The organism is Legionella sp. (genome assembly GCF_047605385.1).
Taxonomy (GTDB): domain Bacteria; phylum Pseudomonadota; class Gammaproteobacteria; order Legionellales; family Legionellaceae; genus Legionella.
Window position 1 is genome coordinate 61239 of the sequence record NZ_JASGFU010000005.1, and the last position, 17895, is coordinate 79133.

Sequence of the window (17895 nt, forward strand, 5' to 3'; positions counted from 1 at the left end):
TAAGTGCTTTTTTAATGCCAGAATTTACTTTAATCCAACAAATATGCATTTGGGTTCTGCCAGTACTGCTGAGTATTACCTTACATGAAGTAGCTCATGGTTATGTTGCTTTTCTTTGTGGTGATACAACCGCCAAAATGTTTGGACGTTTAAGTTTAAATCCTATTCGTCATATTGATCCAATAGGTACGATTGTTATCCCTCTATTGATTGGCGTATTAACTCATTTTAATTTTGTAATTGGTTATGCGAAACCTGTACCCATTAATTGGAATCAACTTCGTCATCCACGACGTGATATGATTTTAGTTACTCTTGCAGGCCCCATAGCGAATATTATCATGGCAATTCTTTGGGCTTTATGCTTTAAAATAGCTACTTTTGCACATCCAGAATCGTCTATGGCAGCATTATTTCTTTTAGTTACTGCCCGTGCGGGAATGTTAATTAATTTAGTACTCGCTGCATTAAATTTACTTCCTATTCCACCATTAGATGGCAGCCGAGTAGTTAGTAGTCTCTTACCCCCAAGAAAAGCTATGATTTATGAGCGTATCGAGCCCTATGGGTTTTATATCTTGATTCTCTTAATGCTTACTGGAGTTTTAAATTATATACTCACTCCTTTAATTAATTTGGGATTCATGGGTTTAGTTTCATTGTTTCAGTTATGAATATTCTTGCTGACGCATCACTACCAGGATTGGCACAAGCCTTTCCTGCACCGTTTCAGTTAACCTACTATCATCAGCTTGATGAGATGATACATTTACTTCCAGGACAAGAGATTCTTCTCTGTCGCGCTACTTTAAAAGTAAATAAAGACCTATTAAAAAATCATTCTCTACAGTATGTCATTACCGCAACCAGTGGTACTGACCATTTAGATTGTAAATGGTTAGCAACAGAAAATATTCAAGTAATTAATGCTAAGGGGTGTAATGCGCGTGCTGTTGCGGATTATGTTGTTTCTTGTTTAGCTTATTTACAACTGAATAATTTTGTTCCAGGAAATAGAGCGGGAATAATTGGTTTTGGCCATGTTGGTACTCAAGTAGCACAACGATTAAAGGCAGCAGGTTTTACATTATCCATTTATGATCCACCTAAAGCCTTGTGCAAATCTGGTTCTTTTTCTAGCTGTCAATTAGAAGATTTACATCAAGTGGATCTTTTATGCATTCATGCAGAATTGCATGACCAAAAACCCTATGCAACGCGCAATTTAATTGGGAAAAAGTTCCTAACCAAGCTTAAGCCTGGTTGTGTTATTATTAATGCGGCTCGTGGTGGAATTATTGATGAAGAGGCGCTCATTAATACTTCAGCCTCATTAAATTATTGTACGGATGTTTATCTTAATGAACCGAAAGTCAAACAAGAAATCATTGATACAGCTATTTTATGCACACCTCATATTGCTGGTCACAGCCTGGAAGCAAAATATATTGCAGTTGCTATGGTCAGCAAAATCTTACATCAACTTGTCGGCCTGCCTTGTCCTGTGTTTGCTAAGCCCAAGAGCAATCTAATTCATTTAGATCCGCAAAGAACTTGGCAAGAGAATGTCTTATCTATTTACAATCCACTTAAAGAAACCTTAGTGTTGAAAACAGCCCAGGATAAAGTAACTACCTTCTTGAATTTACGTAAAGCACACCAGCAAAGACATGATTTTTGCTTGTATGCTCATGCAGGACTAGATAAGAAAACGAAACTTATGCTAGATAAGTAACGTAGGTTAGGCGAAAGACCAACCTACTTCTTTATTATTTGATTTATTTGTTTTATTATTATACTTTGGTAAAATCACCCTGTTCTATTTACTCTTTTTTTCAGCTAGGATTGATTAATTATTGTTTCTTATTTATAAAAATTATGAAATGCAAACTCTTGCCTTTGTTTGATAACTTAAATCATCTACATAAAAATCATGAATATGTTGTTGTGCCTAATGAACAATTTCGTAATGATTTTCTTTATACCTTAAATTTTTTAAAAAATTACACAGGAAGTCTGGGAACATTTAATAGTTACCGACGCGAGGCAGAACGCTTACTGCAATGGTCTTGGCACATTAAAAACACAACTATTGATACATTAAAGCGTGATGATATTGAACAATATATTCGTTTTTGCCAAAACCCGCCCAAATCCTGGATCAGTACTAAAAAGGTACCGCGTTTCATAGAAAAAAAAGGAAAACGTATCCCTAATGAAGAGTGGCATCCATTTGTAGTCACCATAAGTAAAGCAGCGATTAAAAATGGGCATAAACCTGAAATAGACCAGTTTAGTTTATCCCAAGGAACAACCCAGGAAATATTTGCTATTTTAAGTACGCTATTTAACTTTTTAATTGCAGAGGAATATTTAGTCTCCAACCCTGTGGCGTTAATTCGTCAAAAGAGTAAATTCATTAGAAAGCGACAACAAAATACCCCTATCCGCCGTCTCAGTATGCTGCAATGGAATGCCGTACTGAATGCCGCAGAATCACTTGCAACAGAATCGCCAGAAAAGCATGAGCGCACCCGTTTTATGCTCAGTATGCTTTTTGGCATGTACTTACGTATTTCTGAACTTGTAGCCAGCCAGCGCTGGACGCCCAGTATGAATGATTTCGCCAAAGACAGTAATGGGCATTGGTGGTTTACAACGGTAGGTAAAGGGAATAAAGAACGACAAATCGCAGTTAGTGAAGCAATGTTAGAGAGTTTAATGCGCTGGCGAAGCTTTCTTGGCTTGCCCCCCTTGCCCTCTCCTGCAGATAATTCGCCATTACTTCCTAAAATTCGTGGTAATGGGCCTTTAAGTGATACAGCCCCTGTTCGTCGTATTATCCAACATTGCTTCGATTTAGCCGGAGATGAGCTTCGACGCAATGGACATGTGGAGGAAGCAGATAATTTAGCAACCGCTACCGTTCATTGGCTTCGTCACACTGGAATCTCCGAAGACGTTAAGATTCGCCCAAGAGAACATGTTCGTGATGATGCAGGTCATAGTTCAAGTGCCACAACCGATCGTTATATCGATATTGAGAAACAGGAGCGTTATCAATCTGCTAAAAAGAAAATTATAGAGCCATTGGAATTTGAATAGAAATAGGCAACGCCCCTATTTTTCACTGCCCAGGTGTGGGAAGAGAGGAAGAATAGACAATTGGATCTGAGGTATCTTTTTCACCCTGGAGAGGAGGAGGATTAGGTGTTCCAAAGAAAGATTGTAGTATGCCAACAATGGGCTGGGTAACCCCAGGAGATTGATGGGTATTCACGCTGTCGGTTAGTTTATCGGGAGACTTGGCGGGAAGCTCTAGTGCCAGTAATCTTCGTTCTGCTTCCAAACGTCTTTTCTCAAGGGATTCACGGGTAAGCTTTTCACCCTCACCAGCAAGATATTCCTCTAAAGCTTTTCCTGCGGCAATAGGATCTGTTTTGTGTTGTTCGGAAATTTGAATAATCCGATTAAAGTGCTTTTGCTTCATAGAAGGGAATGAAAGCTTATCCCAAAAACTTTTGGTTGCTTCATGAAACAAAACACTCGAATGAGTGGCAAGCATAACAAAATTAGCCTGTGTCCTAATATCACTCAATCCAAGCTTAATTATAGCTAGACTAAGAGAATTCGGATCTTGATGTGCTATTACACTATCAAGAACAGCTTGAGTTTCCGCTCCAGTCAATAAACCCCAGTCATAAAGATTGGCAAGACAACCCGCAGCCGATTTTGGATTTTTGTGTTTTGCTATAGTCTGAACACATATTTCCATTAAAGTACCTATCAATGGTTTCTTAGATATAAACTTCTTAAACCTGTGATTAAAAAGCTCAAGAGCCTGAACAAGTTGCTCAGAGGTGCCGTGAGTGGCTAAAAACATAAAATTTGTCTGCGCTGTTTTAGTAGTTAATACAGGCTTTGTTAAATTGGCAAAAGAAAATACGGGTTTAAGACAGGTAAAAAACCAACCCATTATTCTTTGAAAACTCGAGGTTTGATTTAAAAAAACATTATAAATAGGCCAAACACTCTCAAGAGAAGGATTTGAATTATTATAGCTATCCAAAATAAACTTCAAATTTCGTGGAAAAAAGAATTTTTTATACTTTGGAAGATTATCATAATCTTTTTTAAGAGTAGTCACTAATTCAATAACATTTGTCATATTAAGCCTGTATGTTTGATTTTTTATAGCATGTTTCCAATTGATTTACTGTTTCATTATACAACGATGTAAATTTTTTTCATCTCTATAATGAAGATTGGAAGTAAGAGGAATCTACACTAATTGTAATTATATCTGAGGGATCTTTTCCTCGTTCTGGAGAAGGATTAGTTGTCGCAAAAAAACTTTGCGGTATGTCAACAATGGACGATGTAGCCATAGAAGATTGGTGAGTACTCATGCTGTCTGTAGATCTAATAGGAAGCTTTACTGCCAATAATTTTCGTTGTGCGTCCAAATCTCTTTTCTCAAGGGATTCACGGGTAATCTCTTCACCTTCACCAGCAAGATATTCCTCTAAAGCTTTTCCTGCCGCAATAGGATCTGTTTTGTGTTGATCGGAAATTTGAATAACTCGATTAAAGTGCTTTTGCTTCATAGAAGAGAATGAAAGCTTATCCCAGAAGCTTTCTGTTGCTTTATGAAACAAAACACCCGAATGAGTGGCGAGCATAACAAAATTAGTCTGGCTCTTAATATAGCTCCATGCAAAGCCAATTATAGCGTCACTAAGAGAATTCGGATCTTGATGTGCTATTACACTATCAAGAACAGCCTGAGTTGCCTCCCCAGTTAATAAATTATAGTAATAAAGAAAGGCAAGGCAACATGCAGCCGATCTTGGATTTTTGTGTTTCGCTATAGTCTGAACACATGCTGCCAAATTATCTACTGGTAATTCATCAAATAGAAACTCCTGATTAAAAAGCTCAAGAGCCTGAACAAGCTGCTCAGAGGCGCCGTAAGTGGCTAAAAACATAAAATTTGTCTGCGCTTTTTTAGTAGTTAATACAGGTTTTGTTAAATTGGCAAAAGAAAATAAGGGCTTAAGACAGGGAAAAAACCAACCCATTACTCTTTGAAAGCTCGAGGTTTGGTTTAAAAAAACATTATAAATAGGCCAAACACTCTCAAGAGAAGGGTTTGGATTATTGTAGCCATCCAAAATGGACTTTAAATTTCTTGGAAAAAAGAATTTTTTATATTTTGGAAGATTATCATAATCTTTTTTAAGAGTAGTCACTAATTCAATAACATCTATCATAATGAAGCCTTGTTGATTTTTATAACATGTTTCAATTAACTTAGTTTTTCATTATAACATAGTGTATATTTTTTTTCATATGGAAGAGAGAAAGGCATAAATCACAGTACATGTGTCAAAAATTAGTGTTAAATTATTAAGTTACAAATGTCCATTCCGCTCTGGTATTGATGGGATCGAGTTATTAATTATCTAATGCACACTCTGATGCTAAATATATACCCATTCTATGCTGTAAGATGCGTCCCAAATAGCCAGATATACGTAGGTTGTGTGTTCTGTTAGAATTTGGCTCTTTATATTTGTGACTACTGCATCAATATGTTAACTCTGCGTCAAATTACCTTATCACGCGGCACTAAAGTTTTACTTGAAAACACAAGCGTGACGCTGTACGAAAAACAAAAAATTGGTCTTATTGGCCATAATGGTTGTGGGAAATCGACTTTTTTTGATTTTCTTCTGGGAAAACTGATTGCTGATACTGGTGAATATTTAATTAATCCCAATTTAAGAACTAGCCATTTATCACAGCAATTACCTGACAGTGATGAAAAAGCACTGGATTTTGTCTTAGCGGGTGATGAAGAGTATGGCAAGTTATTAGAACGCCTTAAGCAGGCTGAGCACAGTGCAAATCACGCAGACGTAGTACATTGCCATGAAGAGTTGACACAAACCGGCGGTTACAGCAAGCCAGCTCAAGCAGCAACGATTATGTCTGGTTTAGGATTTAGCGCAACAGAGCAAAATGCTTCAGTCAATAGTTTTTCAGGCGGCTGGCGCATGCGTTTAAGCTTGGCACGCTGTTTGATGAAACCAGCTGATTTATTGTTGTTAGACGAGCCTACTAACCATTTAGATATGGAGGCAATTTTCTGGCTAGAGCGTTTTTTAAAACAAAGCCCTTGCACGATTATTTTAATTTCTCATGATCGAGAGTTTTTAGATGCCTTTGTGACTCATATTTTACATATTGAACAACAAAACCTAAATCTTTATAGCGGTAATTACAGTACTTTTGAAAAAACTCACATGCAACAATTAGCGTTACAACAAGCCATGTATGAAAAGCAACAGACAAAAATAGAGCATATGATGAGCTTTGTAAATCGCTTTAAAGCGAAAGCAACTAAAGCAAAACAGGCTCAAGGACGCTTAAAGGCAATTGAACGCATGGAAATTATCGCCGCAGCTCAGGCAGACTCTCCTTTTTCTTTCGAATTTTACCCCTGTCCTCGTGCAGGAAATCCGCTACTTCAATGCAACCAGGTTGATGCAGGATATGAGAGTCAAGAACCGATACTCAAACAAATTAATCTTTCACTAAACCCAGGCGATCGAATGGCTTTATTAGGCCCTAATGGAGAAGGAAAATCGACTTTAATAAAAACCTTAACGGGTTCTCTTCCAGTATTAAACGGTACTATTCACCGCTCAGTACATTTGCAGGTTGGTTATTATGCACAACATCAATTGGAACAATTAGATAATGAATTAAGTCCTGTAGAAACCATACAAGCTTTATCACCTGAGGCGAGAGAACAAAATATTCGTGACTTTTTAGGTGGATTTAATTTTGCTGGAGATATGGCGGTACAATCTATTCGGCATTTTTCTGGTGGAGAAAAGGCAAGATTGGCTTTAGCTAAATTAGTCTGGCAAAAGCCCAATTTATTGCTCTTGGATGAGCCAACCAACCATTTGGACTTAGGCATGCGTTCTGCCATTGAACTGGCATTGCAAAGCTATGAAGGGGCTTTGATTCTTATTTCTCACGACCGCCATTTGTTGAAAATGGCTGTAGATAATTTTTACCTGGTTTATCAAAGGAAAGTTCAAACCTTTAATGGTGATTTAGACGATTACCACAATTGGTTGCAAGCTAAAGATACAGTTAAAGGAAGTGCAACCCCAAGTACTTCTACTATTGATTATAAAGAAAAAAAAGTATTGCAAAATCGCTTGAAAAAATTAGAGCAAATGATAAATCAATTTCACAATGACATTGAAAAACTGGACATACAACTCGGCGACTCAAACCTTTATGAAGACACTTCCCAACAAAATAAACTTAATCAATTAATACAAAAACGCGATCAAACTCATTCTTCACTGCAACTAGCTGAGGAGGAATGGCTAGAAGTTAGTAGTACTTTAGAAGGAATGGCTTAATCAGGAAATTACATTAACTTTAGAGCTAAACACCAAGCATCTTAATGGGATTTTGCTTTCGTATCAGCTCTTCGCGTTCTTTAGTTAATTGAAACAATTTAAAATATGCTCGGCTTTGCTTAAGAAAACCCTCGATATCCATTTGATTTGGCTGTCCAAGATCTGAACTGTAAATGACTTGAGGTACAGTAGTTAAAACCTCTTTGAAATCCTCTTCACTTTGATAAGCTAATAAATAAGTCAGTACCGTTTGCTCAATAAACACATTTGGAATAGAGGAAATTTCTAATAAGGCATGTGCATCTAAACCTGTTAGGGGATTGGCTGGTTGATTTAACATTAATTTACAATGATTGTGTTTGCACACTTCATCAATTAAGGCATAGGTTTCTTCTTTTGAAGCATGCCCTGTAGAAAATACAATCGGTTCATTAGCTGCGACTCGGAGCAACTCAATGACTTCAGATTTTAATTGGTTTCGCTCATTAAAAACCGTAAGAGGCCTTTGACTTATTGCAGCATATTGTTCGCAACTTAGTTTTCGCTTCAATCTGGACTTATGGGTTCTACCTGTAATTGTTGGTAAAAATACCAGCATACGCCCTTCAATTAAAGGTTTATACTCAAGTAAGGCACGCACAATCACCCGATAGTCAAAACCGCCTGCAATATCATTAAGTACCAATGAAGGCAATACTGGATAACCTTCTGCTTGCGCTAAAGTAGCCTGTACTGCTGTAGAACCTAAATGGCTTTTTAAAACCACTGCTCCCTGATATTTTTGATAAATACGCCCTGCTTCGATCGCAGAATATCTGCGATTAAATAAATCAGGAGTAGCATGATAATGTACATCAATGAAATGAAAATCGTTTAACGGTTTTAGCATATCGTTTTCCCGATTTAATTCGAAAGAAATAATCAATGTGTCTTTTTTTTATCTGAAGTTCGTAATTGCTCCAGCATATTTTGTGCTGCTAACTGTTCAGCCTTACGTCTATTGGAGCCTTCACCGTGAGTCACCAGCTCTGAAGCAGCAACGGTACAAGTCACATAAAACATTTGCTCATGCTCATCACCTTCAACTTTGAACAAAGCATATTCTGGAAGTGCCATTTTCTTCGCTTGAAGATATTCCTGGAGTCGTGTTTTAGAATCTTTTAAACAGTCATTTAAATTAGGATCATCGAGTCGAGAACGATACAGTTGTAAAATAACTTCTTTTGCAGCATTAATACCACCATCAAAAAACACTGCAGCAAAAACCGCTTCTAAAGCATCCGAAAGAATAGATGCACGACGAAAGCCACCACTTTTTAGTTCACCCTGACCTAAATAAAGAAAATCACCTAAATTAATTTCTTTAGCAATTTCCACCAACATATCGCCACGAACTAAAAATGAACGTAACCGGCTAAGATGCCCTTCACTTTGCAAAGGAAAACGATGAAATAATTCATTAGCAATAACAAAACTTAAAATGGAGTCACCCAAAAATTCAAATCGCTCATAATTGTCACTGCCCATACTGCAATGAGTTAAGGCTTGCTTTAAATAAGAGCGTTCTTTAAATTGGTAATTGATACGTCTACACAATCGTTCTAAATCAATTTTCACTGTGAACTATCACCCCTTACATTAACGTTAAATCATCTATCGTAGGTCGGGCCTTGGCCCGACCTACGACTTCTAATGGATCATCTTACCTATTTTAGACCATCGTATATTATCTGTTTTATTATTCCAGCTCATCCATACTATAAAAGCCTTTCCTCTAAAATAGGATTCTGGAACAAATCCCCAAAAACGACTGTCAGCACTGTCATCACGGTTGTCACCCATCATAAAGTAATTCCCTTCAGGAACTACAATATCAAAATCTACGGCAGGCATGTCAGTTCTAATAAAAATATCGTGCTCTACACCATTTAGGTTTTCTTTATATTTAGAAACTGGTTTTCCAGAACTTTCATCTGTAGTGTATTCAACAAAAGTTTGTGGTACTACCTTACCATTGATGGTCAAGAGCTTATTATGATAACTGATATGATCTCCTGGTACGCCAATCACTCGTTTAATATAATCATAACTTGGATCAGGCGGCCAACGAAAAACAGCGACTTCCGCCGTTTTAGGATCAGCAATTGACACTACCTTTTTTTCCAAGACTGGCAATTTAAGACCATATGCAAATTTATTAACAGCAACAAAGTCCCCTACCAATAAAGTAGGTTCTAGAGAGCCAGAAGGAATTCGGAAGGGTTCAATAAGAAAAGAGCGCAAAATTAAAACAATAAAAAATACCGGAAAAAACGACCGTGCATACTCAATAATTTTATTAGGTTGCTGACCTTCTGTACGTTTTTTTGCCCAGAACACAACATCAAGCAAGTAAATGATCCCACTAACTAACGATAATATAACGAGTATTAAAGCAAAATTCATAAGTCTCAATCCTAATAATCCACTAATAGAGTAAAGGTAGAAAAAGTTGTAGGTTGGGCCTTGGCCCAACTTAATAAAATATTCTTTATTAATTGCTGCTTATTGTTGGGCCAAGGCCCATCCTACTAATTTTTCTTATCCGACTGGAATACAGCCATAAATGCTTCTTGAGGTATCTCGACATGACCAACTTGCTTCATGCGTTTCTTACCTGCTTTTTGTTTTTCTAATAATTTACGCTTACGAGTCACATCGCCACCATAGCATTTTGCCGTAACGTTTTTACGCAATGCCTTAACAGTTTGGCGCGCAATAATATGACTCCCCAATGCCGCTTGAATTGCAACATCAAACATTTGTCGTGGAATTAAGTCTTTCATTTTTTCCGCAATTGCCTTGCCACGGCTATGTGAAACCGAACGATGTACAATGACCGAAAGAGCATCAACACGTTCGCTATTGATTAAGATATCCATTTTAACCAAGTCGGCTGGATCAAAACGTAAAAAATTATAATCCAAGGAGGCATAACCACGGCTTACTGATTTCAAACGGTCAAAAAAGTCGGAAACTACTTCACTCATAGGAAGGTCATAAGTGACTGACACCTGGCGACCACTGTACATCATACTAACCTGTACTCCACGACGCTCAACACATAAAGTAATAATTTGCCCTAGATAATCCTGAGGTACTAAGATATTTGCACGAACTATAGGTTCATACATTTCTTTAATGTGCGTTACTGGGGGTAATTGCGACGGGTTATCAATCAATAAAGTCTCGCCTTTTTGCGTGATGATTTGATAAACCACTGTCGGCGCAGTAGAAATTAAATCAAGATTGTATTCACGCTCTAAACGCTCTTGGATAATTTCCATATGCAGCATACCTAAAAAGCCGCAACGAAAACCAAAACCTAATGCTTCAGATGATTCAGGTTCATAAAATAAAGAGGCATCATTCAAACTTAATTTAGCAAGGGCCTCGCGGAATGCTTCAAAATCATCTGCACTAATGGGAAATAATCCCGCATAAACCTGCGGCTTTACGCGCTGGAATCCTGGTAATCCATTAAGCGCAGGACTTTTTTCTAGAGTTAGGGTATCACCTACGGGTGCTCCTTGAATTTCTTTAATACCAGCCACAACATAGCCTACTTCACCTGCGTTCAAGACTTCTAATTTGGTCCGTTTGGGAGTAAAGATACCTACTTGATCCACCTCATAAGAGCGGCCTGTTGACATCACTCGCATTTTATCGCCCTTGCGAATAGAGCCATTAACAATACGTACTAAAGAAACAACGCCAAGGTAACTGTCAAACCATGAATCAATGATCAATGCTTGTAAGGGAGCTTCAATATCGCCTTTTGGCGGCGGAATATGAGTAACCAAGGCTTCAAGCACGTCCTCAACCCCCAGACCACTTTTAGCACTCGTTCTAATTGCATCATGAGCCTCAACACCAATAATGTCTTCAATTTCAGCAATGACGCGCTCGGGTTCTGCCTGGGGCAAATCAATTTTGTTCAGTACTGGTAATACTGTGAGCGATTGATCAATGGCGGTATAACATACAGCTACAGTCTGTGCCTCTACCCCTTGCGCTGCATCAACAACCAAAATTGCCCCCTCGCATGCTGCGAGGGAGCGTGATACTTCATAGCTGAAATCCACATGGCCTGGAGTATCAATAAAATTGAGCAAATAGGTTTTTCCATCTTTGGCAGTATAGTTTAATGACACACATTGTGCTTTGATGGTAATGCCACGCTCACGCTCAATATCCATGGAATCAAGCACTTGTGCACTCATTTCACGCTCCGTCAAGCCGCCACAGATTTGAATAAACCGATCGGCCAAAGTCGATTTACCATGATCGATATGGGCTATGATCGAAAAATTACGAATTCGATTTAAATCACTCAACTTCAGACAACCTTTTTTGCAAATAGCGCATTTTAGCCTAAATACGCTAAAGCTTAAAGGGATTACAAAAATTTGCTAATATCACGCATTTTTAATAAAATTTCTTCTTTCGCATCTACTGTAGGACGTATAATGCAACGAATAGCCAAATTCGGTTTAACCGCACTAATTTTTAGTCTTATTTCGTTTACAACGCATGCAGACACCGCATTCACTAAACGTAAAGATGTTCAACTATTCATCAATTCAATGGTAAAAAATTACCACTTCGATGCAAAAAAACTAACCACAACGATGAATCAGGTAAAACTTCAACCTCAACTCATTGAATCCATGGAAAAACCTTACGAAAAGAAAAGCTGGGATGTCTACCGCGATATATTCCTAACTCCAGCACGCTTAAAAGGCGGTATAGATTACTGGACTGCCAACAGAAAAACTTTAGAACAAACTCAGAAAAAATATGGCGTTCCTGCAGAAATTATCGTTGCTATCCTGGGGGTAGAAACTTTATATGGTGAACGACAAGGAGAAAACAGAGTATTTGATGCTTTGGCTACTCTAGCTTTTGATTATCCTAAGCGTGGTGCTTATTTTAAGCATGAATTGAAAGAATATTTGCTTCTTTGCCGTGAACATAATGTTCCTGCAACTCAATATAAGGGCTCTTATGCAGGCGCCATTGGTCAACCGCAATTTATGCCAAGCAGTTACAGAAATTTTGCAATCGATTTTGAGCGCAAAGGTGTACGAGACTTAGTCAATAATAACGACGATTCAATTGCCAGCATCGCTAATTATTTTAAAGCACATGGCTGGCAAACCAATGCAGGTATTGCTCAGTATGCTAAAGTCATTGGCTCTCGCTACAAAAATCTTCAAATTAATCCTAGAAAAGCAAATTACAACTATACTCAGCTCACTGCTAATGGGATAAAGCCTGTGACTGCAGCGCATAATCATCCTTCTCGTGCTGCATTGATGGAATTAGTTACTACTAAAGGAAATGAATATTGGATTGCTTATCCTAATTTCTTTGTGATTACTCGCTACAATTCAAGCCCACAATATGCACTAGTCGTGTATTTATTATCCCAACAATTAAAACAACAATGGATAGCCATGAACGCAAAAAAACATAGAGCTTATGTCTAGTGGACACTCTTGTCTTATTCAGCAAGCATCTTAATGATGAGGGCTGTTTTTGTCTCAAATTGAATACCGATGGTGTGGTAAGCATCCCACCGGCACAACATAGTTTTGCCGAAATAAAAGCATTGCAAAGCGATTGCGACACCCTGGTTATTGAATCAGCTGCTCATGCCAGTATTTTAAATATTGAATTGCCCTGGCTCCCAGAACGTAAAGCAAGAGCGGCAATTCCTTATGCATTAGAAGAGAAACTGGCACAGCCAGTAAATGAATTGCATTTTGCTTTTGATAAAACAAGATATCAAAACAATCAATACCTAATTGTCGTAATCAGTAAGCAAAGAATTCGCTTCATCATGCAAGTACTGACCGCCCAAAAAATTGAGTTTTCCGCAATCACTTTAGATTGGCTTGCCCTTGAGCCAGAAGAATTTTGCGTTAGCGAATCCACCTTACTAGTGAATATGAATGATTTTAAAGGAGCTTTAAGTGGAGAATTGGCTGAAACCTACCTTAAAAATCATATAACACAACAGCCATTACTCTTTTCTGATAGTAAAATAAAACCTAATCATGAGGTAATGCAAAATAAAGAAAGCTCCTATGCTTGGATTACCACACGAATTTTAAAATCCAGATTGCTAAATCTATGCCAGGGTGAAATGCAACATGAAAGTAAATCAGACTGGATTAAAAAAGGTTATCAAATCGCCGCGGCATTGGGTGGTCTTTGGCTTCTTTCTTTAATTACAGTAAATGCAATCAATCTGTATTTCTTAAATAAAGAAACAACAAAAATCGATAAGCAAATTGCAGTTATTTATCGCCAGTTTTTTCCTGACGCCAAGCAAGTGATTAGCCCTAAATTTCGTATCACTCAGCTATTAAAAAACAATAATAGTGAAGAGCAAAACCGTTTTTGGTTTTTATTGAATCAACTATCCAAAGTAATTAATAGTGAGCAATTTACTATTGAACAACTTCATTATCAGAATAAAATTTTATCCATCACTCTAGTCAGTGCTGATTTTGCAAATTTGGAAAAGCTAGAAAATGAATTAAGAAAATCGCAGTTAAATATCAAACAAACCCAAGCATCAACACGTGAACAGCAAGTGATTGCTACCTTGGAGTTATCATGAAAAATTATTTAAGCTCATTAAATGAACGCGAACAATGGATGGTAGCTAGCGCGCTGGTATGTCTTATTCTCTATTGCTATTATGTGCTCTTATACTCACCTTTAAATCATCGAGTAACACAAAAATCAACGCAATTAGTTGAAAAAATAGCTACTTTACAGTGGATGAAAAAAGTAAAACAGCAATATCGTAAATCTAAAACCAAAGAAGTTATTGATAACAGCCAGCTACTTACGATTATGGCAACACAACTTAAAGAGGACTCAACACTAAAATACCCTTATCAACTACAACAAACGGGCTCTGGGGATATTCAGCTGACCTTTGAAACAGTGCCATTTAATGTTTTTGTGGCTTGGCTAGAAAAACTCAATGAGCATTATCAAACAACTGTAAAACAATTTAATGCAGAACGAACTCCTACACCTGGGATCACTCGAGTCATGGTCTTAATGAGCGCAGCCTCTTAGATTATTGCTGCTGGATACTACCCCAATTTTTTATAGACGCATTACTTCGCATCTCAACAGGCAAAGAATCCAGTGCTTTTTGCGCTTGGGCAGCATCGCTGTAACTACCATACACTCCACGATAATAATCTTTGCCATCGCGCTGATATTTCACTTGTGCGGTACGATCAGATCGTGGCGCACGATACAATGTTTGGGCAACTTTGGATGGTTTATCGCCATCAGCTAATTGAATCGTATAATTTTGTGGCTTCTGATTATTTACCCAAGTTTGATCGCGGTCATGAAAAGATACTGGTGAGCGCATATCACCTACATGATAGGAATCAGGGACAATTACTTCTTGAGCTTCTTGTTGTTTGTAATTATATTTATAATTCGAGTTAGGCCAATTATAAAAATTTTGTGTATAAAATTGACTTCTATCATAGGGAGCATAAGTAGGATAATATAAATTTTCAGTTGTTCCATTTTCTAAAACAACGCAGGAACACATCTCTAAAGCACAAAACCCAACTATGGCGAACTTAATCTTATTATTCATTTTCATCCCCCTGAATGATTACTCTTCTTAGTTACAGTTATCTGCAAAATTCTCAAAAACTTGAAGTTTTCATGTTGTGTAAGTATTAAGTATGGCTTACAGTAACTGTTTTTATTATGTTTAGGGCAAAATTTTTATGTGGACACATCGACGTTCAGGACAAACCCATCAACGTGGGAGCCATGATCATCGTGATCCCTATGAGCGAGATAGGACACGAGTGATTCACTGCCCTGCTTTTCGCAGACTGCAAAGAAAAACCCAAATTTTAGGCACTGATGAAGGCGATTTTCATCGCACACGCCTTACACACTCTCTTGAAGTCGATTCGATTGGCCGCAGTATCGTTCGCAATCTGATGATTAATCAAAATCAATACCCTATGCTCACTGGATTACTACCCAATGATGATTTAATTTCTGTCATTTGCTTGCTGCATGACATTGGGCATCCCCCTTTTGGCCACGGTGGTGAGGTTGCCCTGAACTATATGATGCACAATTACGGTGGCTTTGAAGGTAATGGTCAAACCTTGAGGTTATTAACCAAGGTAGAGAGTAGCTATGGTGCTTATGGTTTAGATTTAACCCGCAGAGCACTGCTTGGGATCTTAAAATATCCAGTAAAACGCTCTAGAGTTATTGCACCAATTCAACCTCCTGTTCATGAGTCGATTCATAAAACTATTAAAATTCATGATTGGTTACCGCCTAAAGCCTATTTTGATTGTGAGCAACCAGAAGTAGATTGGTTATTAGAGCCATTTTCCACTAATGATCGTGAGTTATTTCAATCCTTGTCAATTAAGCCGCATGAGACAAAGGCTGGAAAATCCGCTTACCGTAGTTTTGATTGTTCGATTATGAATACGGCTGATGATATTGCTTATGGCGTTCATGATCTAGAAGACGCCATCCACTTACGCCTTATCAATCCTTCACATTTGGATACTTCGGAGTTTAAAGAATTAATCTATAATACCCAACTTGCGGAACATAAAGATCGTATTATCAATGCGCTTTTTTCCAATGATTTGTATTTAAGAAAACAAACCATTGGTGAAATGGTGAATTATTTTATTACATCTACTCACATCGTGGTGACTAATGCAACATTTGAGAATAATTTATTAAAATATAATCTTGCATTACTTCCCGAAGCAGAAGCGTTACTAAACTATCTAATGCACTGCATTTTTGTCCATGTAATTGATTCTCAAGAAGCACGAACTTTTGAGTATGGAGGGCAGACTGTAGTATTAAGACTTTTTGATGCGATTAGTTCCAATCCTGGTAGTCTACTGGATAATAAGAATCGTATTTTATTTAAGCAAGCAAGCGATGAAATAACGGCTTATCGTATTGTTTGTGATTATTTAGCAAATATGACGGATGAATATGCCTATAGAATGCATGAGCGTTTGTTTGGATTTAATACACGGACGATTTTTGAACGGTTATAATCGTTGATATTGCAACATAAACTGTGCTCCAACAACGTATGCGAAAATCAATTAACCCTTTAACAGTTCGACCTAAACGGTCTAGTTTAGAGGTTGCTTCAGAAAACGGAGATTAAAGGATTTTGAAATTTAAAACTGGCGTCCCCAAGGGGGTTCGAACCCCTGTTGCCGCCGTGAAAGGGCGGAGTCCTAGGCCGCTAGACGATGGGGACCTGGATCTAAATTACTACAGTTTATTGCTAACTTCTCCAAAACGCATAAATGGCGTCCCCAAGGGGGTTCGAACCCCTGTTGCCGCCGTGAAAGGGCGGAGTCCTAGGCCGCTAGACGATGGGGACCTTAGACGTTTTTCCCATCAACATCAATGATGTTGATGGTGGAGCTAGGCGGGATCGAACCGCCGACCTCTTGCATGCCATGCAAGCGCTCTCCCAGCTGAGCTATAACCCCCTGAATAGGCTTGCATTCTAAATAACCAACCCTTTCTTTGTCAAGCAATTTTTTAATTTTTTATATTTTATGCCTAACTGAATGCATCACTGTAAAAAAACATTCCATTTTAAGAGCTTATTTGTAATAACCTTTAGATTTTTTCATGAATAACTTGTTTTACCAATCCAAGTCTGGTTTAATCCATCGCCTTGAGTTATAAATATTATCTATGGAAAAAATGCAAGCATGCACAAATCAATGCATGCTGGATTGCAAGTTAGCAATAATGGAAAACGGACGATGTCTAATGATTTAGCTATTTATTTAAGTAAACAACTGCTTTGGCAGGCCTTACTGATTGCATCCCCAATTATTCTGGCAGCTCTGGTCAGTGGTTTACTAGTTTCAATCCTTCAGGTTGTTACTCAAATTCAAGATTCCAGTTTAAGTTTTGTACCTAAAATTTTAGCTGTAGTACTCATGCTCATGCTTTGTGGTGGATGGATGCTTCATTCTCTTGTAGAGTTTGCCCAAACCATTATCATAAATATTCCAGGGGCACTCAAATCATGACGTTATCCTTACCCTGGCTAGGCAGCTTATTTTTTGTATTTATTCGTTTAAGTACAGGACTCTTATTTACTCCAATTCAAGCCATACGCCAATTACCCGTTCATGCACGTTTATTATTTATATTTACTCTGAGCTTATTACTTACTCCATATGTCAAACACCCTACAGCGCTTAGTAATAATACTCTACTCTTAGGAGGTCTTGCCGAATGTGCTAATGGTTTGATTTTAGCCACCAGTATTTATGTGTAGTAGTTCAAACTTGATCTGACAGTTGCCAGTTTTTCAGAAGTGTCT

The 17895-nt window shown here is 37.8% G+C and carries 17 protein-coding genes and 3 tRNA genes; 10 read left to right on the forward strand and 10 right to left on the reverse strand.

The window, feature by feature from the left end; translation table 11 throughout:
• Positions 1-14: 14 nt before the first annotated feature.
• The 3 genes from QM652_RS02305 to QM652_RS02315 all read left to right on the forward strand — a co-directional run bounded on the left by QM652_RS02305 (position 15) and on the right by QM652_RS02315 (position 3105).
• Positions 15-674 carry a site-2 protease family protein gene (locus tag QM652_RS02305; protein WP_415072537.1) on the forward strand — a complete coding sequence of 220 codons (660 nt, stop codon included), beginning with the start codon at positions 15-17 and terminating at the stop codon, positions 672-674.
• Positions 671-1735, forward strand: coding sequence for an NAD(P)-dependent oxidoreductase (locus tag QM652_RS02310; RefSeq protein ID WP_415072538.1), 1065 nt, complete (start codon positions 671-673; stop codon positions 1733-1735). The genes QM652_RS02305 and QM652_RS02310 overlap by 4 nt, the downstream gene beginning before the upstream one ends.
• Before the next feature lie 143 nt (positions 1736-1878).
• Positions 1879-3105 (forward strand): tyrosine-type recombinase/integrase, encoded by a 1227-nt coding sequence (locus QM652_RS02315; RefSeq protein ID WP_415072539.1) that lies wholly within the window; start codon positions 1879-1881, stop codon positions 3103-3105.
• Between the two features lie 22 nt (positions 3106-3127).
• On the opposite strand, the gene QM652_RS02320 is transcribed toward QM652_RS02315, so the two are convergent.
• Entirely contained in the window at positions 3128-4168 is a 1041-nt protein-coding gene (locus QM652_RS02320; RefSeq protein WP_415072540.1) for a hypothetical protein, read from the reverse strand.
• An 85-nt stretch (positions 4169-4253) separates the two neighbouring features.
• The gene (locus QM652_RS02325) at positions 4254-5273 is read right to left on the reverse strand and encodes a hypothetical protein (RefSeq protein ID WP_415072541.1); all 1020 of its coding nucleotides are present in this window, start codon (positions 5271-5273) and stop codon (positions 4254-4256) included.
• 321 nt (positions 5274-5594) lie between these two features.
• Between QM652_RS02325 and QM652_RS02330 the strand changes: the two genes are divergently transcribed.
• Positions 5595-7448, forward strand: coding sequence for an ABC-F family ATP-binding cassette domain-containing protein (locus QM652_RS02330; RefSeq protein WP_415072542.1), 1854 nt, complete (start codon positions 5595-5597; stop codon positions 7446-7448).
• 25 nt (positions 7449-7473) lie between these two features.
• On the opposite strand, the gene QM652_RS02335 is transcribed toward QM652_RS02330, so the two are convergent.
• The 4 genes from QM652_RS02335 to lepA all read right to left on the reverse strand — a co-directional run bounded on the left by QM652_RS02335 (position 7474) and on the right by lepA (position 11848).
• Positions 7474-8337: a DUF6282 family protein gene (locus QM652_RS02335; RefSeq protein WP_415072543.1), complete on the reverse strand. Its 864-nt coding sequence runs from the start codon at positions 8335-8337 to the stop codon at positions 7474-7476.
• Positions 8338-8369: 32 nt separating this feature from the next.
• On the reverse strand, positions 8370-9065 hold the full coding sequence (gene rnc, locus QM652_RS02340; protein ID WP_415072544.1) for a ribonuclease III: 696 nt from the start codon (positions 9063-9065) through the stop codon (positions 8370-8372).
• Between the two features lie 72 nt (positions 9066-9137).
• Positions 9138-9893 (reverse strand): signal peptidase I, encoded by a 756-nt coding sequence (lepB, locus tag QM652_RS02345; RefSeq protein ID WP_415072545.1) that lies wholly within the window; start codon positions 9891-9893, stop codon positions 9138-9140.
• 125 nt (positions 9894-10018) lie between these two features.
• Positions 10019-11848, reverse strand: a complete 1830-nt coding sequence (lepA, locus tag QM652_RS02350) for a translation elongation factor 4 (protein ID WP_415072555.1) — start codon at positions 11846-11848, stop codon at positions 10019-10021.
• Between the two features lie 108 nt (positions 11849-11956).
• On the opposite strand from lepA, the gene mltB reads away from it, so the two are divergent.
• Genes mltB through lspM form a run of 3 tightly spaced genes read left to right on the forward strand, consistent with a single transcriptional unit; the run spans position 11957 to position 14588 of the window.
• A complete protein-coding gene (gene mltB, locus QM652_RS02355) occupies positions 11957-12979 on the forward strand; it encodes a lytic murein transglycosylase B (protein WP_415072546.1) in 1023 nt (340 codons plus the stop codon).
• A complete protein-coding gene (gene gspL / locus QM652_RS02360; protein WP_415072547.1) occupies positions 12979-14118 on the forward strand; it encodes a type II secretion system protein GspL in 1140 nt (379 codons plus the stop codon). The genes mltB and gspL overlap by 1 nt, the downstream gene beginning before the upstream one ends.
• Positions 14115-14588, forward strand: coding sequence for a GspM family type II secretion system protein LspM (gene lspM, locus QM652_RS02365; RefSeq protein WP_415072548.1), 474 nt, complete (start codon positions 14115-14117; stop codon positions 14586-14588). The genes gspL and lspM overlap by 4 nt, the downstream gene beginning before the upstream one ends.
• A 1-nt stretch (position 14589) precedes the next feature.
• Here the strand turns inward: lspM and QM652_RS02370 are convergent, their stop codons facing one another.
• Positions 14590-15132 carry an SPOR domain-containing protein gene (locus tag QM652_RS02370; RefSeq protein WP_415072549.1) on the reverse strand — a complete coding sequence of 181 codons (543 nt, stop codon included), beginning with the start codon at positions 15130-15132 and terminating at the stop codon, positions 14590-14592.
• 136 nt (positions 15133-15268) lie between these two features.
• Here QM652_RS02370 and QM652_RS02375 point away from each other — a divergent pair, with 136 nt between their 5' ends.
• Entirely contained in the window at positions 15269-16594 is a 1326-nt protein-coding gene (locus tag QM652_RS02375) for an anti-phage deoxyguanosine triphosphatase (protein ID WP_415072550.1), read from the forward strand.
• A 136-nt stretch (positions 16595-16730) separates the two neighbouring features.
• On the opposite strand, the gene QM652_RS02380 is transcribed toward QM652_RS02375, so the two are convergent.
• From QM652_RS02380 to QM652_RS02390, 3 genes are all read right to left on the reverse strand, one after another.
• Positions 16731-16806 (reverse strand) — tRNA-Glu (locus QM652_RS02380).
• 50 nt (positions 16807-16856) lie between these two features.
• Positions 16857-16932, reverse strand: a tRNA-Glu gene (locus tag QM652_RS02385).
• Positions 16933-16968: 36 nt separating this feature from the next.
• Positions 16969-17044 (reverse strand) — tRNA-Ala (locus QM652_RS02390).
• 228 nt (positions 17045-17272) lie between these two features.
• Here QM652_RS02390 and fliQ point away from each other — a divergent pair.
• Positions 17273-17599 (forward strand): flagellar biosynthesis protein FliQ, encoded by a 327-nt coding sequence (gene fliQ, locus QM652_RS02395; protein WP_415072551.1) that lies wholly within the window; start codon positions 17273-17275, stop codon positions 17597-17599.
• Positions 17596-17850: a hypothetical protein gene (locus QM652_RS02400; RefSeq protein WP_415072552.1), complete on the forward strand. Its 255-nt coding sequence runs from the start codon at positions 17596-17598 to the stop codon at positions 17848-17850. The genes fliQ and QM652_RS02400 overlap by 4 nt, the downstream gene beginning before the upstream one ends.
• Positions 17851-17895 lie beyond the last annotated feature (45 nt).